The sequence below is a fragment of the Corynebacterium sp. KPL2838 genome, from assembly GCF_040225455.1.
Classification (GTDB): Bacteria; Actinomycetota; Actinomycetes; order Mycobacteriales; family Mycobacteriaceae; genus Corynebacterium; species Corynebacterium rhinophilum.
Genome location: NZ_JBEHFT010000025.1, coordinates 1 through 18,087 on the forward strand (window position 1 = coordinate 1; position 18,087 = coordinate 18,087).

19 protein-coding genes and 3 pseudogenes are annotated in these 18,087 nt (G+C 61.4%); 10 read left to right on the forward strand and 12 right to left on the reverse strand.

Going from position 1 to position 18,087, the window contains the following annotated elements; genetic code table 11:
• Positions 1-24 precede the first annotated feature (24 nt).
• A pseudogene (locus ABRP98_RS08545) lies at positions 25-351 on the forward strand (integrase core domain-containing protein); the annotation flags it as partial.
• Positions 352-450: 99 nt separating this feature from the next.
• A pseudogene (locus ABRP98_RS08550) lies at positions 451-600 on the forward strand (IS110 family transposase); the annotation flags it as partial.
• Positions 601-674: 74 nt separating this feature from the next.
• Here the strand turns inward: ABRP98_RS08550 and ABRP98_RS08555 are convergent.
• From ABRP98_RS08555 to ABRP98_RS08565, 3 genes are read right to left on the reverse strand one after another with little or no spacing between them, the layout of a single operon-like run.
• Complete coding sequence (locus ABRP98_RS08555) at positions 675-1,439, reverse strand: ABC transporter ATP-binding protein (RefSeq protein ID WP_349858692.1); 765 nt, start codon at positions 1,437-1,439, stop codon at positions 675-677.
• The gene (locus ABRP98_RS08560; RefSeq protein ID WP_349858694.1) at positions 1,432-2,310 is read right to left on the reverse strand and encodes an ABC transporter permease; all 879 of its coding nucleotides are present in this window, start codon (positions 2,308-2,310) and stop codon (positions 1,432-1,434) included. The genes ABRP98_RS08555 and ABRP98_RS08560 overlap by 8 nt, the downstream gene beginning before the upstream one ends.
• A 14-nt stretch (positions 2,311-2,324) precedes the next feature.
• Positions 2,325-3,494, reverse strand: a complete 1,170-nt coding sequence (locus ABRP98_RS08565) for an ABC transporter substrate-binding protein (RefSeq protein ID WP_349858696.1) — start codon at positions 3,492-3,494, stop codon at positions 2,325-2,327.
• 227 nt (positions 3,495-3,721) lie between these two features.
• Here ABRP98_RS08565 and ABRP98_RS08570 point away from each other — a divergent pair, with 227 nt between their 5' ends.
• Positions 3,722-4,267, forward strand: a complete 546-nt coding sequence (locus ABRP98_RS08570) for an OsmC family protein (protein ID WP_349858698.1) — start codon at positions 3,722-3,724, stop codon at positions 4,265-4,267.
• 97 nt (positions 4,268-4,364) lie between these two features.
• Here ABRP98_RS08570 and ABRP98_RS08575 read toward each other — a convergent pair whose 3' ends face one another.
• Positions 4,365-5,375 carry an o-succinylbenzoate synthase gene (locus ABRP98_RS08575; protein ID WP_349858700.1) on the reverse strand — a complete coding sequence of 337 codons (1,011 nt, stop codon included), beginning with the start codon at positions 5,373-5,375 and terminating at the stop codon, positions 4,365-4,367.
• Positions 5,376-5,452: 77 nt separating this feature from the next.
• Here ABRP98_RS08575 and dcuC point away from each other — a divergent pair.
• The 6 genes and pseudogenes from dcuC (at position 5,453) to ABRP98_RS08610 (ending at position 10,977) form a co-directional block, all read left to right on the forward strand.
• Positions 5,453-6,852 (forward strand): annotated as a pseudogene (dcuC, locus tag ABRP98_RS11810) (C4-dicarboxylate transporter DcuC).
• Positions 6,853-6,923: 71 nt separating this feature from the next.
• Complete coding sequence (locus ABRP98_RS08590) at positions 6,924-7,385, forward strand: DIP1984 family protein (protein WP_349858703.1); 462 nt, start codon at positions 6,924-6,926, stop codon at positions 7,383-7,385.
• Positions 7,386-7,687: 302 nt separating this feature from the next.
• Positions 7,688-8,656 carry a 1,4-dihydroxy-2-naphthoyl-CoA synthase gene (locus tag ABRP98_RS08595; protein ID WP_034653771.1) on the forward strand — a complete coding sequence of 323 codons (969 nt, stop codon included), beginning with the start codon at positions 7,688-7,690 and terminating at the stop codon, positions 8,654-8,656.
• A 15-nt stretch (positions 8,657-8,671) separates the two neighbouring features.
• Positions 8,672-8,812 carry a hypothetical protein gene (locus tag ABRP98_RS08600; RefSeq protein WP_023028231.1) on the forward strand — a complete coding sequence of 47 codons (141 nt, stop codon included), beginning with the start codon at positions 8,672-8,674 and terminating at the stop codon, positions 8,810-8,812.
• 66 nt (positions 8,813-8,878) lie between these two features.
• Complete coding sequence (gene menE, locus ABRP98_RS08605; protein ID WP_349858705.1) at positions 8,879-10,015, forward strand: o-succinylbenzoate--CoA ligase; 1,137 nt, start codon at positions 8,879-8,881, stop codon at positions 10,013-10,015.
• Positions 10,016-10,071: 56 nt separating this feature from the next.
• Positions 10,072-10,977, forward strand: coding sequence for a 1,4-dihydroxy-2-naphthoate polyprenyltransferase (locus ABRP98_RS08610; protein ID WP_349858708.1), 906 nt, complete (start codon positions 10,072-10,074; stop codon positions 10,975-10,977).
• A gap of 18 nt (positions 10,978-10,995) precedes the next feature.
• On the opposite strand, the gene ABRP98_RS08615 is transcribed toward ABRP98_RS08610, so the two are convergent.
• Positions 10,996-11,319: a DUF4229 domain-containing protein gene (locus tag ABRP98_RS08615; protein WP_284771022.1), complete on the reverse strand. Its 324-nt coding sequence runs from the start codon at positions 11,317-11,319 to the stop codon at positions 10,996-10,998.
• A gap of 38 nt (positions 11,320-11,357) precedes the next feature.
• On the opposite strand from ABRP98_RS08615, the gene ABRP98_RS08620 reads away from it, so the two are divergent.
• Entirely contained in the window at positions 11,358-11,633 is a 276-nt protein-coding gene (locus tag ABRP98_RS08620) for a hypothetical protein (RefSeq protein WP_284771021.1), read from the forward strand.
• Here the strand turns inward: ABRP98_RS08620 and ABRP98_RS08625 are convergent.
• The 7 genes from ABRP98_RS08625 to hemL form a co-directional block, all read right to left on the reverse strand.
• Positions 11,630-11,887, reverse strand: a complete 258-nt coding sequence (locus ABRP98_RS08625) for a helix-turn-helix domain-containing protein (protein ID WP_023016668.1) — start codon at positions 11,885-11,887, stop codon at positions 11,630-11,632. The two genes, ABRP98_RS08620 and ABRP98_RS08625, sit on opposite strands and share 4 nt — an antisense overlap.
• On the reverse strand, positions 11,888-12,964 hold the full coding sequence (ccsB, locus tag ABRP98_RS08630; RefSeq protein ID WP_284853649.1) for a c-type cytochrome biogenesis protein CcsB: 1,077 nt from the start codon (positions 12,962-12,964) through the stop codon (positions 11,888-11,890). It lies immediately after the preceding gene.
• Positions 12,965-13,046: 82 nt separating this feature from the next.
• A complete protein-coding gene (locus tag ABRP98_RS08635) occupies positions 13,047-14,678 on the reverse strand; it encodes a cytochrome c biogenesis protein ResB (RefSeq protein ID WP_349858710.1) in 1,632 nt (543 codons plus the stop codon).
• A 7-nt stretch (positions 14,679-14,685) separates the two neighbouring features.
• Positions 14,686-15,489, reverse strand: coding sequence for a cytochrome c biogenesis CcdA family protein (locus ABRP98_RS08640; RefSeq protein WP_284623438.1), 804 nt, complete (start codon positions 15,487-15,489; stop codon positions 14,686-14,688).
• Positions 15,490-16,107: a TlpA disulfide reductase family protein gene (locus ABRP98_RS08645; protein ID WP_349858712.1), complete on the reverse strand. Its 618-nt coding sequence runs from the start codon at positions 16,105-16,107 to the stop codon at positions 15,490-15,492. It lies immediately after the preceding gene.
• A complete protein-coding gene (locus ABRP98_RS08650; protein ID WP_349858715.1) occupies positions 16,107-16,715 on the reverse strand; it encodes a histidine phosphatase family protein in 609 nt (202 codons plus the stop codon). Before ABRP98_RS08650 ends, ABRP98_RS08645 begins: the two co-directional genes overlap by 1 nt.
• A 36-nt stretch (positions 16,716-16,751) precedes the next feature.
• Positions 16,752-18,062 (reverse strand): glutamate-1-semialdehyde 2,1-aminomutase, encoded by a 1,311-nt coding sequence (hemL, locus tag ABRP98_RS08655; RefSeq protein ID WP_349858718.1) that lies wholly within the window; start codon positions 18,060-18,062, stop codon positions 16,752-16,754.
• Positions 18,063-18,087: the final 25 nt, after the last annotated feature.

An 18,087-nucleotide genomic window follows, 5' to 3' on the forward strand; every position in this document is an offset into this window, starting at 1 on the left:
TGCATCGACATATTTTCCGCCACGATGCGGTCTTCCACGAGACGGACCACTCGGTCCTTGGCATCCTGGTCAAATTTTCTCGGCATATTCCAGATTTTCCCATCTACTCAAACGGAACAAAACCTGGGACACTTCACACAAGCATTTAGAAACTACTGCTCATCGTTAGGTGTACGCCAGTCCATGGGCGCGGTTGGAACGAGTGCCGATAATGCCCTGGCAGAATCTTTTAACGCCACCTTAAAGCGTGAAGTACTGCGTGATAGGAAACTCTTTGAAAGTCCAATCAGCTGCCGCCAGGAAATCTTCCGGTGGTGCATGGACTACAACACCCGAAGGCGCCACTCCTGGTGCAATCTTGTAGCTCCTGATGTCTTTGAAGCCGAGACTTCAGCTACACTAACTAAAGCAGCACAGCTACCCCCGACGTGTCCACATTTCGGGGGTCAGGCCCTTATGTCGAATTCGCCCAATCGGGCTGGCAACAAAAAATTAAAGAACGCCCTATGGCAATCGTCTTTTGCATCGATCAGATTCCACGAGCGTTCCCGGCAATTCTATGAACGAAAACGCAAAGAAGGCAAAAGACTCAACGCCGCAGCAACCTAAAGTCAACACACGCCCAACAAGCCCACCCACGAAGTTGACAACCTATATAGGAACATCCTCTCGCTCTAGCCGTTTTCGAGCAGCCCAAGGAGCCGTTCGCGCAGCTCATTTTTGCGCTCCACCACCGCGGAGTCATCGCTACCGCTGCGCGGGCGGGGCAGCCCTACTTCGATGTCCTCGATGATGGTGGCCTCTGGCCCCGGCGACATGACCACAATGCGATCCGAGAGCAGCACCGCCTCATCCACGTCGTGGGTGACCATGACCACCGTGCGGCGGTTTTCTTCCCACACATTCAACAGCAGCGACTGCAGCTGGCGGCGGGTGAGCGCATCCAATGCGCCGAAGGGTTCATCGAGCAATAAGATATCCGAGCCGATGGCAAAGGCGCGCGCCAAACCGACGCGTTGTTGCATGCCACCGGATAACCGCGATGGGCGCCTATCTGCCGCATGGCCCAGGCTGACCTCATCGAGGAAGTCCTGCGCAATCTGGGTGCGCTCGGCCTTGGATAGCTCCGGGCGAGCCGAGCGCAGCCCGAACTCGATATTCCCGCGCGCCGTCATCCACGGCAGGAGCGCGTGATTTTGAAATACCACACCGCGGTCTGGACCTGGGCCGGTCACGGCCTCGCCTCGCGCGCGCACCTCGCCGGTAGAGGGAAATGCCAGGCCCGCGATCATATTCAGCATAGTGGACTTGCCGGAGCCCGATGGCCCCAGCAGGGACACGAACTCGCCCTCCCCAATGGATACTGAGGTATCCCCAATGATCTTGGTTGGGCCGTAGCTTTTGGTAATACCAGCAAATTCGATATGGGCATTAGTCATAGCGCACCACTTTCTGCAGGGAGGCAACGAGGTAATCCAGGGCCAATCCGATGACACCGATCAGCACGATGACCACGACGATGGCGTCAATATCGAGGCGGTTCCACATATTCCAGACAAAGAAACCGACGCCCTGCCCGCCGACGAGCATTTCCGCGGCCACGATGACTAACCAGGCGGTCGATAGCGATTGCCGCATGCCGGTGATAATCCCCGGCAGCGCAGCCGGCCCGACGATGTAGAGGAGCTGTTGCATCCGGTTCGTGCCGAGCGTGGCCGCCAAGTTCTTATACGTGGGGTGAATCCCGCGGACGGCCTCGATGGTATTGAGCAGCGTCGGCCACAAGGCGGAGAGGATGATGACGAAGACGGCGGTATTTTCGGCATCGCGAAGCAGCGCCAGGCCTAGCGGCAGCCATGCCAGCGGGGAGACGGGGCGCAGGATCTGGACAAAGGGATCCGTCGCGCGGCGGAAGGTAGCAGAAGACCCCAGCCAAAAGCCCAGCGGAATGGCTATCACCATGGCGATGGCAAAGCCGATGAGCACGCGGCGCAGGGAGGCGACCATGTGCCAAAAGATGCCCACCGAGGCCGGCCCATCCCGGTAGAAGGGATCAGAAAGGATCTCTACGGCCCTATCCCAGGTGCGCGCGGGAGTGGGGGCGATATCGGAAAGCCAGCCCGCAGCCGCGACCGCCTGCCAGATGGCGATGAAGGCAATGAAAAGCGCAATACCCAGGCCCATTGCCTTCCACGGGCTCTCCCGCCGCTTCTTCCGGCTGGCGGTGCGGCCCGAATGGGGCGCTGCTGAGTGGGTGTCAGTGGAGTGCGCTGTGCTGGTGCGAGCGCTCTGATTTTTCAGTGTGGTCATAAGCGTGGGAGTCCTTAACGCTGGTATCCGGCGGTGGGGTGCAGGGGATCGAAGGTATGGCCATTGATCTCCACTGGGTCCGTAGTGAGATCGGCCTCGCGCGGCAAAACGGATTTCGTGACATCTAGCAGCGCTTGGTCATCCAGCGGCATTGCCTTTCCGCCCAGGTCCCAGCGGGCCATTTGGGCGGCCATCCACGTAATTGCGGTGGCAGAGGTGCTGCCGCCGAACTTAATCATCTGTGGATCTACCAGGTCTTTGCCGTCCCAGGTGGTGTAATTTCCGGCCAGCGCCCGCGAGATCAGCTCTTCCTTCTGATTCAGGTACTTCTCCTTGGCCAGCATGGAAGCCGATTCATGGACGTGGTGCGGGCTATCGACGTACTGCGCGCCTTCGTGCAGCGCTGCGACCACGCGGTCGCGCACGTCTCGGTCCACTTCCTTGGCCACGGCAACCGAGCAGCACGGGTGGTCTTCCCACATCTGGCGGGTGGGAACAAAGGCGCGGCCCGAGCCGGTAGTCAGGGCGCGCTGGTTGAAGGGCTCTGGGCCAATAAACCCGTCGATGGTGCCTACCGAAAGTTGTGCCACCATATCGGCCGGGCGCATGAGGCGCAGTTCCACATCAGAGACCGGATCCATCCCGCCGGCCACGAGGTAATCGCGCAGCAAGAGCGCATGCACCGAATACTCAAAGGGGATGCCTAGCACCATGCCCTTTAGATCCTCAGGCCGTGACACGGTATCCAGGCGGGAGGTGGACAAGGTCAGTGCCTGCCCGTTGGTGTTTTGTGTAAAGGCCAATTCGGTGGGCCTGGAGGCATTGGTAGCCCCGGCATCGATGGCCAGCGGCATGGGCGAGAGCATGTGCGCCACGTCTAAGGCGCCGGTGGCATAGGCGGTCCAGAGATCCGCCCACCCCGCGAATTTGCGCAGCTCAACGTTGAGGCCCTGCTTTGCGAAGGCACCCAAGCCATCGGCTGCAACCAACGGTGACGCGCACGCGATGGGCACGAATCCGATGGTGAGGGTTTCCCCGCCCTGCCCAGATTTTCCGGACTGGGCGTTGCTTTCCTGCCGCGGCGAGGAGCATGCAGATAGCATCTGCGAGCCTACTGCTACCCCACCCATTGCCACTGCACTGCGCAGTATCTGCCGTCGCGACAGGTTTCGGTTGTGCACCATATGTTCTTTCTCAACTAGACCAAGTGGTTTGTTCAGAATGAACCTAGGCTAGGTACACTATGGTGTCAATTTCTAAATTCACAAGCTAGGAAATGCGGTGTCCTTATTTTTATTCATCACAGACCTGCCTTTCTCTACAAAATAGACCTCTCGTTCTAGATTTATATTTACCTTCGAGCTACCATGGCGCCATCAGTAAATAATCGTCTGATACAAGGAGCAATTTAATGTCTGATCTCACCCCGAACCACAAAGAAGGCGACGCTCTCGAGCCCATTGACGGCGAGAAGCTCAACGACCTAGCACAGAAGAACATCGACAACCCTGAGGGCGCTAAGAAGCACGTCCGCTCCCACACTGAGGCAGACGGTCTCTTCCGCAATAACACCACCGTGCGCGGCCACACCATCAAGGTGGGCGAGCCTTTGCCGCTGCTTGGCGATAACTCCGCACCCAACCCCACCGAGGTCGCTCAGGCTGGTCTTGGTGCCTGCATCAACGTTGGCATCCAGGCCATCGCCCAGCACCGTGGCGTTACCCTGACCAAGCTGGAGCTCGACATCGTCGGCGACATCGACCTCTCCCCAACCTGGGGCGTTGGTGACTTGGGCGAGGACAAGCGCCCAGGCGTTTCCGACGTCAACGTTAAGGTCGACATCGACGGCGACGCCGACCAGGAGACCCTGCAGAAGATCGTGGACGACGCCATCAAGTGGTCCCCGGTTGTTAATACCTACACCCGCCCAGCCAACCTCACTCACGAGTTGGTCTAAGGATTAGATAGACAAAAGCGCCTGGCAAGTGCCAGGCGCTTTTCTTATGCCTTAACTATCAACTGTTAAGCACTGTAGTTTGCGCTTTCAGGCGCAACTACAGGAATTGCCACGATTCCCGCAGGCGCTCGAACCACCAGTCGCGGCGGCTAGCCGGGGCGGCCAAGGCGGACAGGCGGTCCGGTTCAGGGCCAAGGATCTCGGCGCGCAGGTGGCCGTCGTGTAGCTGGCGCGGCGCGGTGACATCTTCTTCGAAAAGGCTTCCCGTGGCCAGGCCCGCTGCGGCCGGGGTGACGTCAATGTCCTCGTCGTCATAGATTTGGGGCAACGCCGCCACCGCCGCCAGGCCCATATTGATGCCGATGGAGGTATCCAGCGCCGAGGCCACCGTAATATCCATATGCCGTTCGCGCAGGTGCTGTGCCACGTCGAGGACGCGGCGCACCCCGCCCAGCGGCGCGGGTTTCACCACCGCTACATCTGCCGCCTGCAGATCCGCCACGCGGTACGGATCCTCAACCTTGCGAATGGATTCATCCGCGGCCACGCGCACAAAAAGCCCATTGCGCATGAGCTGCCTGCGCACCTCCACCAATTCTTCCGCGCTCGCGCAGGGTTGTTCCATATAGTCCAGCGGCATGAGCGCTTGGGCGGCTTCTACTGCCTCGGCCACGCTCCAGCCGCCATTGGCGTCCACGCGCAGCACAGGAATAACGCCGCGGGCGCTGACGTGATCGCGGACGGCCTGGACGCGCGCGATGTCATCGGCAAGCGTCTGGCCTTTCTCCGCCACCTTGATCTTGAACGTCCGGCAGCCGGGGTAGCGATCCACAATCGCCGGGACCTCGCTGGCGGGAACGGCGGGAATGGTGGCGTTGACCTCTACCCACTCGCGCACGGGCTTAGGAAAGCCCTCGTAGGCCGCTTCCAGCCCGGCGCGCAGCCACGCGGCCGATTCCGCGGGCCCATATTCCAGGAACGGCGCAAATTCACCCCAACCGGCAGGCCCATCAATGAGCAACGCCTCTCGCGTGGTGATGCCGCGAAACTTCACGGCCAGCGGGAGGGAGACTACGTGGGCGCGGTCGAGAACGTCATCTATGTTCATAGGTTCATAGTACTTATCTTATTTATGAGTGCTACATTAAATACGTAAGTGGTTATAACCGGAATGAAGGTCCTGCGATGCTGTACCTCTTGATAGCCTTGGCAGCGCTTGCGGCCGTGGTCTACCTTATCTACAAAAAAGTCCACGCTGCGGCGGCAATTTTCTCAGTAGGTGTCGTCCTACTCATGCTCGCCGCACTCACCGGCCGCGCCGATTTTAGAACCGTCGATATCGACGCTACCGGCAATTCCTTCTATGACCAGCTCTTGGTGGTAGACGCCCTGTTCAAAGAGCGCTTTTCCGGCATCGGCATGGCCATCATGGTGCTATTTGGTTTCGTGTCATACATGCACCACATCGGGGCCGATGCCAAGGCGGTGGTGATTCTTTCCTCCCCTCTCAAGCGCTTTGAGGGTTCCTATTGGTTGGTCCCAGTCGGCTTCCTCATTGGTAGCCTCCTATCGCTGGTGGTTCCTTCCGCCTCTGCACTCTCATTGTTGTTGGTCGCAACGCTGCTTCCAGCGCTTATCGCCGCGGGGCTTACTCCTCTGACCGTTGCCGCAATCGTCGTCACATCGTCTACGATCATGCCCACTCCCCTAGAAGCGGGACTTATTCAAGGTGCTGCGCTTACAGATATGCCGGTGACGGAATTCGTCTTCGGCTCAGTAGCGTATGCGGCCATACCAACCTTGGTAATTACCGCCTTTGTACACATGTGGTGGCAACGCCGCTGCGATAAAAAGAAGCAGATACAGCAGGGTTTGCAGACGGTGAGAACGCATCCTTGGCAGATACGGAAGAATCCATTGCGCGTGCTTCTTCCCTGCCCGGCTATTACGCTGTTCTGCCGTTACTACCGCTCTTGCTCATCGTGATATCAGCTATCCTGAACCAGCTTGGCGTTCTTTCCTTCGAGGCGGGAATCCTGCCAGTTACCGTGACGTCACTATTTATTGCGATGATCATCGAGTCCATTCGCAAGCGCACCGTTACCGGGGCCATTGATTCCACCGCTACCTTCTTCAAAGGAATGGGCGAGGGCGCGGCCGGCGTCGTCGCGCTCCTGGTGGCGGCCGCCGTCTTGGTAGAAGGCATCACGCAGATGGGCGTCATTGACATGCTTATCAACGTGGCGCAGGATTCTTCGGGTGCCGCAATCACGCTTGTGCTGATCTTCGTCGCCGCCACGGCGGCCATGGCCGCGCTCACCGGTTCCGGCACCGCACCCTATTTTGCCTTCGCAGAGGCGGTACCTGACTTGGCTGCGCAGACCTCAATACACGCCCCGCAGATGCTCACTGCCATCTGGGGAACCTCAAACCTCATGCGCCAGGTTTCGCCGGTCAATGCTGCAGTACTCATCGTGTCCGGGGCAATTAATGTCAACCCCATCCGGCTGGTCAAGCGCACTGCCGTTCCGATGATCGTTGCGACCGTGCTCAACACGCTCTTTGCTTTCATGTTTATCGGGTAACTCAAGAAAACCATTGACCCCAGCCCCCACCCCGGCTACGTTGGTTCCTACCTATCCCTGAAGGAGGAACCATGTTACTGGCAGAGGCATTAGCGGAGCGCGCCCAGGCGCAGGACCGGCTCAATGAGCTGCGCGAGCGCCTGCTCTCCGTAGTCCGCGTGCAGGAGGGCGATACCCCGGACGAGGATCCGGCCGAGCTTTTGCGCGAGTTGGAGGGCATTACTGGGCGCATCGATAAGCTCGTGCAGGCCATCAATGCCACGAACGTGGCCACCGATTTTGATGGCGAGAAGAACCTGATGCAGGCGCTGGCGCTTCGCGATGGCCTCGTGCGTACCCGCCGCATCTACCACGACCTCGCCCAGGCCGCGGGCGCGCGCCAGGATCGCTACTCCCGCGCGGAGATTAAGTTTGTGGCCACGCTGCCGGTAGCAGAGCTGCGCAAGCGGGTCGATGATCTGTCCAAGCAGTACCGGGAGCTTGATACCCGCATCCAGCAGTTGAACTGGAATACGGAACTGTTAACTCCATAGCGAAGCTTTAGTCATGCCACGCCGCGCGCGTGGCGGTAGCCTTTACGCACTTGCAGCGAGTATGCCCCCGCCTTCGAGGGGAAATTCGAGGACATCTAGGCACCCTTTGGCGTTAAAGGGTTGAGGAAGTTCGAGTCTTCCCACCGTATTGATGACCGCGCCGGCACAGGGTACACGGGTACATTGCGGGGTAACCCCTCGCAGTTATTGAGTATCGATTATTACCAGCATGCTGGGCAGTGCGTAGAGGTGAGGGTTGGGAATGGGGACTAAACTTTTTCGCGCCCACTATGCTGGGCGCTATGAGCGAGCAAAAGAAATACAGCACCGAAAATCCATTCCGTGAGGAATTGTGGCGCCCGGTTGAGGGCTTTGGGGATCTCACGGACGTCACCTACCACCGTCTGGCGGCGGACGGTCGGAAGAATGGGATTGTGCGCATCGCCATCGACAGGCCGGAGGTGCGCAATGCCTTCCGGCCGCACACCGTGGATGAGCTGTATCGCACCTTGGATCACGCCCGCCGCACTCCGGATGTGGGCACGATCTTGCTTACCGGCAATGGGCCTTCGCAAAAAGATGGCGGCTGGGCGTTTTGTTCCGGCGGTGACCAGCGCATTCGTGGGCGCTCGGGGTATCGCTATGCCACCGAGCACGCCCACGATGATGCCACGGCGGATGAGTCCAGCGTCGATGAGGCCCGCGCCAAGGTAGAAGGCGGCCGTCTGCACATCCTGGAGGTCCAGCGCCTCATCCGCACCATGCCCAAGGTGGTTATCGCCGTGGTCAATGGGTGGGCCGCCGGCGGCGGGCACTCGCTGCACGTGGTCTGCGATATGACCGTGGCCTCCCGCCAGGAGGCGCGCTTTAAACAGACGGACGCGGACGTCGGATCCTTCGATGCGGGCTATGGCTCGGCCTACCTGGCCAAGATGGTGGGCCAGAAATTCGCCCGGGAGATCTTCTTTTTGGGCCGCACTTACGATGCCCAGCGCATGTATGAGATGGGCGCGGTCAATGAGGTGGCAGACCACGGCGAGCTCGAGGACGCCGCCATCCGCATGGGCCAGGAAATCAACATGAAGTCCCCCACCGCCCAGCGCATGCTGAAATTCGCGTTCAACCTCACCGATGATGGCCTGATGGGCCAGCAGGTCTTCGCCGGCGAGGCCACCCGCCTGGCCTATATGACCGATGAGGCCGTCGAGGGCAAGCAATCCTTCCTGGACAAGCGCGAGCCCAACTGGGACGAGTTCCCGTACTACTACTAAGGAGTACCCCGCACCGTGCTCATCGCATTTTGTATCCTGCTCGCGGTCCTCGCCGTCGCGGGCGTGCTCGGCTCGCGCGTGTGGATGCTGCGCCGCATTAAAGAGGCCGAGGCCAATAACGAGCGGCCCTTCGATCAAGAGGACACCTACCGCTGATTCCTGCATCGACTCACCCCGGCCGCAACCGGGGTTTGTCCCGCCGTGGCCTTAAGATCTACTGCCGTGACTATCCTCGCCCCCTTGCCCGTCGATCCGCACGACCCCGCGGCCATCCTGCCGGACCTCGAATCCGCCATTGCCGGTAGGTCCTGCTTTTTGCCGCTGCCGCTTGCCGATGCCACCCGCGCCACCCTCCTGCGCAATTCCCAACGCGCCGGTGAGCCCATCGCCGAGGACATCGCGCTCGTGGTCTCCACCTCTGGGTCCACCGGCACCCCAAAGGGCGCGCAATTAACGCCGGCTAATCTGGTGGCCAGCGCCGATGCCACCCACCAGGTCCTCGGCGGCCCTGGGCAATGGCTCTTGGCGATGCCCGCCCACCACATCGCCGGTATCCAGGTTCTCGTCCGCTCCCTGGTGGCCGGGGTGGATCCGCTCTGCCTCGATCTCAGCGCGGGCTTTAATATCTCTGCCTTCGCCCGCGCCGCCGCGGAGCTCTCCCGCACCGGCGACCGCACCTATACCGCGCTCACCCCGCTGCAGCTGGCCAAGGCCATGGACTCCCAGGAAGGCATCGACGCCCTCCGGAGTTTCGATGCCATCTTGGTGGGCGGTGCCGCCATCCACCCGCGCCTGCACGCCGCGGCCACGGACAGGGGCATCCACATCACCACCACCTACGGTTCCTCCGAGACCGCCGGCGGCTGCGTCTACGATGGCCGCCCACTGCCCGGTACGACCGCCCGCGTCCAGGACGGCCGCATCTTACTTGGCGGTCCCACCATCGCGCGGGGCTACCGCAACGCCCCGAACCACGAGGCTTTTCCCGGGAATGGGTGGTTTGCCACTTCCGATGCCGGTGTCATCGAAGACGGCATCCTCACCGTCACCGGGCGCCTCGATAATGTCATCGACTCCGGCGGGCTGAAGCTGCACCCAGAGGTCTTGGAACGCGAGATCCTCCGCGTACCGGGTGTTGAGGAGGCGTGCGTCGTCGGCATCCCGCACCCGCGGCTGGGCCAAGCCATCGTGGCCGCCTATACCGGTAAGGCCGAGCTTGGCGATATCTTCGAGGCCCTCGAAGACGCCGAACTCCCCCGCTGGCAGCTGCCTAAGGATTTAAAGCACCTTGCGGAATTTCCCACCACCGGCCCCGGCAAGGTAGACCGCCAAGCCGTCGCCGCAGTCTTTAACGCCTAGCCCCCACCGCAGGCCCCAGCTTCCTGATTGCTTTACGCCCACTACGCAGTGGCACAATGGTGGCTATGACTTCATCAGCCGGTAATTATTCCGCGACCGCCAAGGATTGGATCAATGGTGCTCGCCCACATACGTGGGCCAACGCCTTCGCACCCGTTATCGCAGGTACGGGCGCGGCCTTCGGTATTAGCGGCGGGCATATCGGCCGCGCGCTGCTCGCGCTCATCGTGGCGTGGGCGCTCATCATCGGCGTGAACTATGCCAATGACTACTCCGATGGCATCCGCGGCACCGATGATGACCGCACCGGCCCGCAGCGGCTGACCGGCAGCGGGCTTGCGCAACCGCGCCACGTGAAATACGCCGCGTTCGGGTGCTTTGTCGTCGCCGGCTTGGCCGGAATCATCCTGTCGCTGGCGGCTGGTGCCTGGTGGCTCATCCTCATCGGCGCGCTGTGCATCGTCGGCGCGTGGTTTTATACCGGCGGCAAGAACCCCTACGGTTACCGCGGTTTGGGCGAGGTCGCCGTCTTTGTATTCTTCGGCCTCGTCGCCGTGCTGGGCACCGAATTTACCCAAGCCGGCCGCATTTCTTGGACGGGCCTAGCCCTGGCCATCAGCATCGGCGCCATGAGCTCCGGGGTGAACCTAGTCAATAATATCCGCGATATTCCCTCCGATGCCGAGGCCGGCAAGATCACCCTCGCGGTGCGGCTGGGCAATAAGAACGCCCGCCTGCTCTTTACCGGCCTGCTGCTCCTGCCCTTCGTGCTTACCATCGCGGTCGCCTTCGGCAGCTGGCTCGCGCTGGCCGGCCTGGTCTACTTCCCGTTTGCACTCCGCGCGGTGCGCACCGTCAATCGCGGCGCCACCGGGCCCGAGCTCATCCCCGTGCTGGGGCTGACCGGGCGCGCCATGCTCATCTGGGCAGTAATCGAGGCTATCGCCGTCGCCCTAGTGTAGGCCTCTAGGCTTGCGCGCCTAGGCCTCCGCGCGGCCTTCCAATTCGGCCTGTACCCAGCGCTTGTGCGCCTTGCGTTGCGCGGAGTACTCCGCCAGCGTCTGCGTGGCCTCGATGCGCCAGTTTTTAAATATCAGCATCGATAGCGGCAGGGCCACAAAGAGCGCTAGGAGCGCTGCCACGAGTACGGGAATGGGGAAACCAATCCCTACCGCCAGCAGCTCGATGACCGCGGTGAGCGCGAGAAAAAGCACCACGCGCGCGAGCCCGTATTTCCATAGCGCCTTGCGCGAACGACGGCGCAGTTCGGGGTCTGGTTTCGGTGGCTCAGGGTTGTGCGTCATGGGGGTCGATTGTACGCCGTACAGGTAGAATAATCCGCATGGGTCGACTAATCCTCCTACTGCTTTTTGTCCTCGCCGCTTACCTGGTGTGGAAGGCCTTTGGGCCATCGTCCTGGAAGTCCCGCCAGGTTGAAGAACAACCGCGTTCCATCAAGGGCCCCGATGATGACGAGGAATTCCTGTGGAACCTGGAAAAGGAGCGCTTCAAGCAGCGCCGCAAGCAGGAGGCCGAGGAAGAAAAACGCCGCCAGCGCCGCACTCGCGACGCCGACGGCAACAATGGTTCAAAGGGCCCGAACGACAACCAGGATTAATCCTTTGGCACGAACCGCATCTCAAGTCCCAGCGCTTCTGCCACGGCGGTAACCTTCTCCCACCGCACGCCTGCCCCACCGTGCTCGATGGTGTGGAGGGTGGAGCGGGAGACCTGGGCGGCATCGGCAAGCTGCTGCTGGACGATGCCCAACTCACGCCGCCGCTGCGCAATCTGCGCTCCCAAGCCCAGGATGAGCTCGTTATCGCCGGCGGGCTTACCCTGCTTATTGCGCGGGCTATGGTTGGTGGCCATTTAGTTCAGCCCCGCATAGGAGTGCAGACCGGAGACCACCATATTGATAAAGAAGAGGTTGAAGACCATCACCGCCATCGCTAGGACGTTGATCCACGGCGCCGCCTTGCGGAAGGCCGGGGTCGCACGGGCGTGCAGGTAGGCCGCATAGAGGATCCAGGTGGCAAAGGACACGGTTTCCTTCGGGTCCCAACCCCAAGGCCGGCCCCACGCGGATTCGGCCCAGATGGCGCCCAAGATGATGCCTAGGCCCAGGGTGGGCAGGGTGATAACACCCAAGCGGTATGCCAGGCGGTCAATCTTGGCCGCGGACGGCAGCGGATAAGCCAGCGCGCCAAAGAAGCCACGCTCCGCGTCCTTTGGCTGCCACTGGCGCAAAAGGCTCAAAAGGGAGGCGATGCCGGAAACGATACCGATGGACGCGCCCAAGGATACCACCGTGACGTGGATGGGCAGCCAGTGCGATTGCAGCGCCGGCACCACCGGTGCGGAATCCGCATAGAGCTTGGTGGAACCGTAAAACATCAGCGCCAGGACCGGGGTAAGGATCCACGGCCAGACCGTGCGCCATTCCTTGCGCTGCATGGCCATATTGCCCACCAGCAGCACGCCGAAGCACACCATCAATACGTATTCGTAGAGGTTGCCAAATGGGAAACGGCTCGTGGCCAGCCCGCGCAATACGATGGCCGCGGCGTGCAGGGCAATGCCAACCCACATCAGCGATGTGGTCATGCCGCCGAGCTTATCCAGCTTGCGTTCCTTTTCCGCGACTTTTTCCTCGCTCATAGTTGCTGCCGCGGAGGCTGCCTCAGCTTCGTAATCGGTGCTGGCATCCGTTGCGCCCGTGCCGGTTGCAGCGTCAGAGCCGGTGGCGGTAGCGGTAGCGGTGCCAGCCTCGGCCCCTGCGCCGACCAATACCTTGGACGCCTCCGAGCGGCCCACGCGGCGCGCCTCGATGAGGCTGCGTATGCGGCCGTAGTACAACAGCGACATCAATAGCGCGACGCAGTACACCACGAATGCGGTCTGCACCGCGAGATCCGAGAAGTTCGACAGATTCTGATCAATCTGCAAGGGAGTCCACCTAGCCTTCACACGTGCGGGATAACGCTGATTACCTTACTCATGCAAGCAGCGGGATCCAACTATAGTTGGATCAATCATCAGTATAGAGTTTGTCTTCTTCCACCTCATCTGGATCCGGAAGCTCCAAGAGTGCGCGGTACAGCTCGTGGAATTCCTCGGACCAGCCGGCGCGGTCGGTGCGAGCGAGACCACCCATCTCGATGGTGGTGCCGCCGGCAGACTCCGGCCGCAGGCGAATATAGACGCGGCGGCGCTTAATCATCAGCGAGGCCACGAGGGACACCAGCATGATCAGCGATGATGCCAGCACCCACTTCTGGAATGGGTCATAGGAGACCTGGTAATTGGCAAATTCATTGGCACCGTCAAAGGTGATCTTGGTGCCATCATCAAGCGTGACGTCATCGCCTTGGCTCAGGTTCACGCGGTCGATCTTCTGCAACTGCCCCGAGTGCACGAGGTTTGAATCCAGCGAAAAGAGCGACTGCGGCGTACCGGTATCGAGGCCGGCATCGCCGCGGTAGATATCGACCGCCAACGCCGGATCATTCAGGCCCGGGTGGGAGGACTGCAAAAGCTTGCCGTTCTCACCGCTCCACTCGGCCGTCGGGGCGAAAAGCCCCTGGATGGCCAGCTGGTTTTGGCGGCGCTCGAAAAGGTCCGGGTACATGCCCGCCGGCGGGTCAAAGCGCAGCACGCCCGAAGATAGGAAGAAGGTCGTGTCAGTGGGCTGGAATTGGATGGTCTGCGTGCGTTTTTCCCCATCCGGCCACTCCACCGTCACCGTCGGTGCATAGCCGTGGCCCTGCAGGTAGACGCGGTTTTGCGCCAAGCGCAGCGGGTGGTTGACCTTGAGCTCATAGTCCTTCCATTCGGAAGAGTCCTTATAAATATCGTCACCCTCCGCGTAAGAGACGTTGGAGGTAAACATCTCCGCCTGGCCATTGGGCAGGTACTTCGCGGTGAAGTCATGCGCGGTCATGCAGAAAGGGTGGAGCCCGGTGCCATCGAAAAGCGGCCCTGCCCGGAAGGAGTCAAAGTTCGAGGTGGAGGTATTACAAAACTCCGTGGACTGCTCCAGCGAGGTATTGCCGCCCTGCGAGCCGGATTCCGTAACCACGATGACCTGGCCCTCGTAGTTGACCAGGCGGCCGGCGGCCACGGTGACCAAGATCGCCACCAGGGCGACGTGGAAAATGAGGTTGGCCAGCTCGCGACCGTAGCCGCGCTCGGCGGAAAAGGCGTGCACCCCGGCGCGGTCCTTATCCGGGCTGTATTCGGCCACGCGCCACTTTTTCAGGCGCTTGTGGATCTCCGCGCTGAGTTCTTCCTCGCTCTTACCCGAATGCCCCTCGGCGTTCAGCGGCAGGCGGTGCAGATACTTCGGCGCACGCGTGGGCTGCGTGCGCCACGCCTTGTAGTGATCGATGGAGCGCGGAATGATGCAGCCAATGAGCGAGACCGCCAAAAGCAGGAAGATGGCTTGGAACCAGATGGAGGAAAAGACATCAAAAAGCTGCAGCTTGTCGTAGATTTCCGCTACGGTGCCATTGGATTCGATGAACTCCTGCACGTTCTGCTCGTTCAGGTCGCGCTGCGGCAAGAGGGAGCCGGGGATGGCGGCGAGCGCCAGCAGGAATAGCAGGGCCAGCGCGGTGCGCATGCTGGTAAGCCAACGCCAGGCTTTGCGGATATATTTCACGTTTCTCCTAAATGAGGGTTGCGCCGTAGTCCACGGTCCATTTCTGGATATAGGAAATAAACTCGCCCCACAGGCCGGTAATCAGGGCAACGCCCACGAGGATCATCGCCACGCCGCCAATGATCTGAATGGTGCGCGAGTGCTTGCGGGCCCACGAAATGGTGCGCATCGCCCGCGCGGACCCCAGCGCCACCAGCAGGAACGGCAGTCCAAGGCCCAGGCAATACCCCACGATGAGCAGGGCGCCGCGGGCGGCGGTCATGCCTTCGGTGCCGGCGGAAATGGACACAATCGCTGCCAGCGTGGGTCCCAGGCACGGCGTCCACCCCAGCGCGAAAACACCGCCCAAAAGCGGCGCGCCCAGCCACGTGGTCCAGCGCTTTGGCGCCAGGCGGGTGTCTTTCTGCAGCGCTGGAATAGCCCCCAGGAAGACCACGCCCATCAAGATGGTGACGCCGCCGCCCACGCGCATCAGCGTATCGGCGTTGAGCGTGAGCGCGGAAATCGCGCCAAAGACCGAGACCGTCGCCAGTACAAAGACCACGGTAAAGCCCAAGATGAACAGTGCTGCCGCCAGAACGACGGCCCATTGCCTGCGCTTGCCGACGCCCACCCCCAGCTTCTCGTCATAGCTCACCTCACCGCCAACCACGCTGGCGAGGTAGGAGATATAGCCGGGCACCAGCGGGATGACGCAGGGGCTAGCAAAGCTGACAAGACCCGCCAGAGCCGCGGCGAGGATGCCGAGGATCAACGGGCCGGAGGTGGCAGCTTCGGCAAACTGGCCGCCGATATTTGCTGCGTATTCCATTTATTCCTTTTCTAATTCATCCACAACATCCATCACGTCATCGGTGGTGATGGACCGCAAGAAAACGGTAGCCGGACGGTGTTGTTTATCCAAGACGATCGTGGTCGGCACCACGGACGTAGGCACGCCGCCGAGCGCCGCGGCCGTCTTAAACGGCGGATCATAGATGGAAGGGTACTCCAGGCCGTTATCGTCCAAGAAGTCATTGGATACCTGCGGGTTATAGTCGCGCACGTTGATGCCTAGGACCGTGCCCAAGTCACGTTTTTTCAGCTCGGCGTGCACCGCCTGCAGGTCATCGGCCTCAGCGCGGCACGGCGCGCACCACTGACCCCAGGAATTCAAAACCACGACTTCTCCCTCGTAATCGTCCAAGGAAATGGTCTTATCCGTATCGCGGACGTCCGCGCCGCTAAAACTGCGCAGCGGTTTCCTATCGGCTTCCTCGTAGTGAATTTCCCGCTCCCCGCCCGGGGAGATGAACTCGAACTCGCCGCCGGTGGCCACCGCATTCTGCGCGTTCTCGGCGTCCTGTGTGCAGGCGGTCAAGGTCAGGGCGGTAATAGAAAGCGCGGCTGCCACAACGCGCGTTGCCGCACGGGTGCGTGTGCGTGCCATTAAATCTCCTGCGCCGGCGCGGAGTAGAAGATATCGGTGACCTGGTTATCCTCAAAGAGCAGCGAGGTTACCGAGGCCAGCGCGCACTCGCGATTCCACGGCGCATGCGGCAGGCGCTGGCCCAGCACCGTGCGCTGCACCATCACGATGGGCAGCTGGTGGCTCACCAGCACGGCCTCATGACCTTCTGCCGCGGTATGCGCGCGGTCGACCGCACCGAGCATGCGCTCGGCGATGCCCTCATAAGCCTCACCCCACGACGGCTCCAGCGGGTTGACCATCTTGGGCCAGTGCCGCGGATTCCACAGCGCCGAGCGCAGGCCCTTGGTGCGCAGTCCCTCGAATTGGTTGCCGGACTCAATGAGCGTCTTATCGACGTCCACATTTAGCCCCGTTACCTGCGCAATCGGCCGCGCGGTTTCCTGCGCGCGCTGCAGCGGCGAGGCCGCCAAATAGGTCACATCATGATCGCGAAAGCTTTCCGCCGCGCGCGCGGCCATGGAATGCCCGCGCGAGGATAGGTGGTAGCCTGGGATGCGCCCGTACAGGATCTTGCCGGGGTTGTGTACCTCGCCATGGCGCACGAGGTGAACGATGGTGCGTGTCATGTCTCTCCTTGTTGAGTAGGCCTAGTTGCGCAGGCCTTATTGTGCGGGACGCGCTGCGGCCGCGGCCTTCGCGGCGGGCTTGAGGGCGGCATCGATGCGCTCAAAGTCGGCATCGCCAAGAGCATCAGAGACGAACCAAGTCTCGAACGCGCTCGGTGCCACGTAGATGCCATTTTCAAGCAGCGCGTGGAAGAACGGGGCAAAGCGGAAGTTCTCCGCGGCCTGCATGTCCGCAAAGTTGCGGCCCTCGCCCTCTGCAAAACGAATGGAGAACATAGATGCCGCACGCTGAATGTGGTGCGCCACGCCCTCAGCCTCCAGCGCGGAGGAAATCATCGCGCCGAGCTGGTCGGCCTTTTCCTGCAGGCGGGGGTAAAGGGATTCATCGGCAAGCTGCAGCGACTTCAGGCCCGAAGCCATCGCCACCGGGTTACCGGACAAGGTGCCCGCCTGGTAAACCGGACCATCCGGTGCCAGGTAGTCCATGACCTCGGCGCGACCGCCAAAGGCCGCAGCCGGCAAGCCACCAGAGACCACCTTGCCAAAGGTCACTAAGTCCGCCGCCACGCCATCGACGCCGTACCAGCCCTTATAGGAGGTGCGGAAGCCGGTCATGACCTCGTCGAGGATGAGCAGGGCGCCATCGGCATGCGCGATCTCCTTCAGTGCTGCGTTGAAACCCTCATTCGGGGCCACGGTGCCCATATTGCCGGCAGAGGCCTCCGCAATGATGCAGGCAATCTGGCCCTCGTTCTCCGCAAAAGCCTCGCGCACCGCATCCAGATCGTTATATGGAACGACGATAGTGTCCTTCGCCGTTGCCCCCGTAACACCCGGCGAATCCGGCAGGCCGAACGTCGCCACGCCCGAGCCCGCCGATGCCAACAGCGCATCCACGTGCCCGTGGTAGCACCCCTCAAACTTCAGCACCTTCGCGCGGCCCGTATAGCCGCGGGCCAAACGCACCGCCGACATGGTTGCCTCCGTGCCGGAGTTAACCATGCGCACCTTATCGGCCGCGGTGCGCTTGACGATTTCCTCCGCCAGCAGCGTCTCGCCCTCCGTCGGCGTGCCGAAACTCAGCCCGCCGGTGGCAGCCTGCTGCACAGCCTCGACGATTTCCGGGTGCGCATTGCCGTGGATCATCGGGCCATACGAGCTCACGAGGTCGACGTACTCATTGCCGTCGACATCCCACAGGCGCGATCCCGCGCCCCGCTCAATCACGCGGGCCTGGCCACCCACGGAGCCGAAAGCGCGCACCGGCGAGTTCACCCCGCCCGGGATCACTTTGGAGGAACGCTCGAACCACTGTTGCGACTGGGAAGTATTAGGCATGTCTGTCATTCTAGCGACTCGCGCGACATACAAA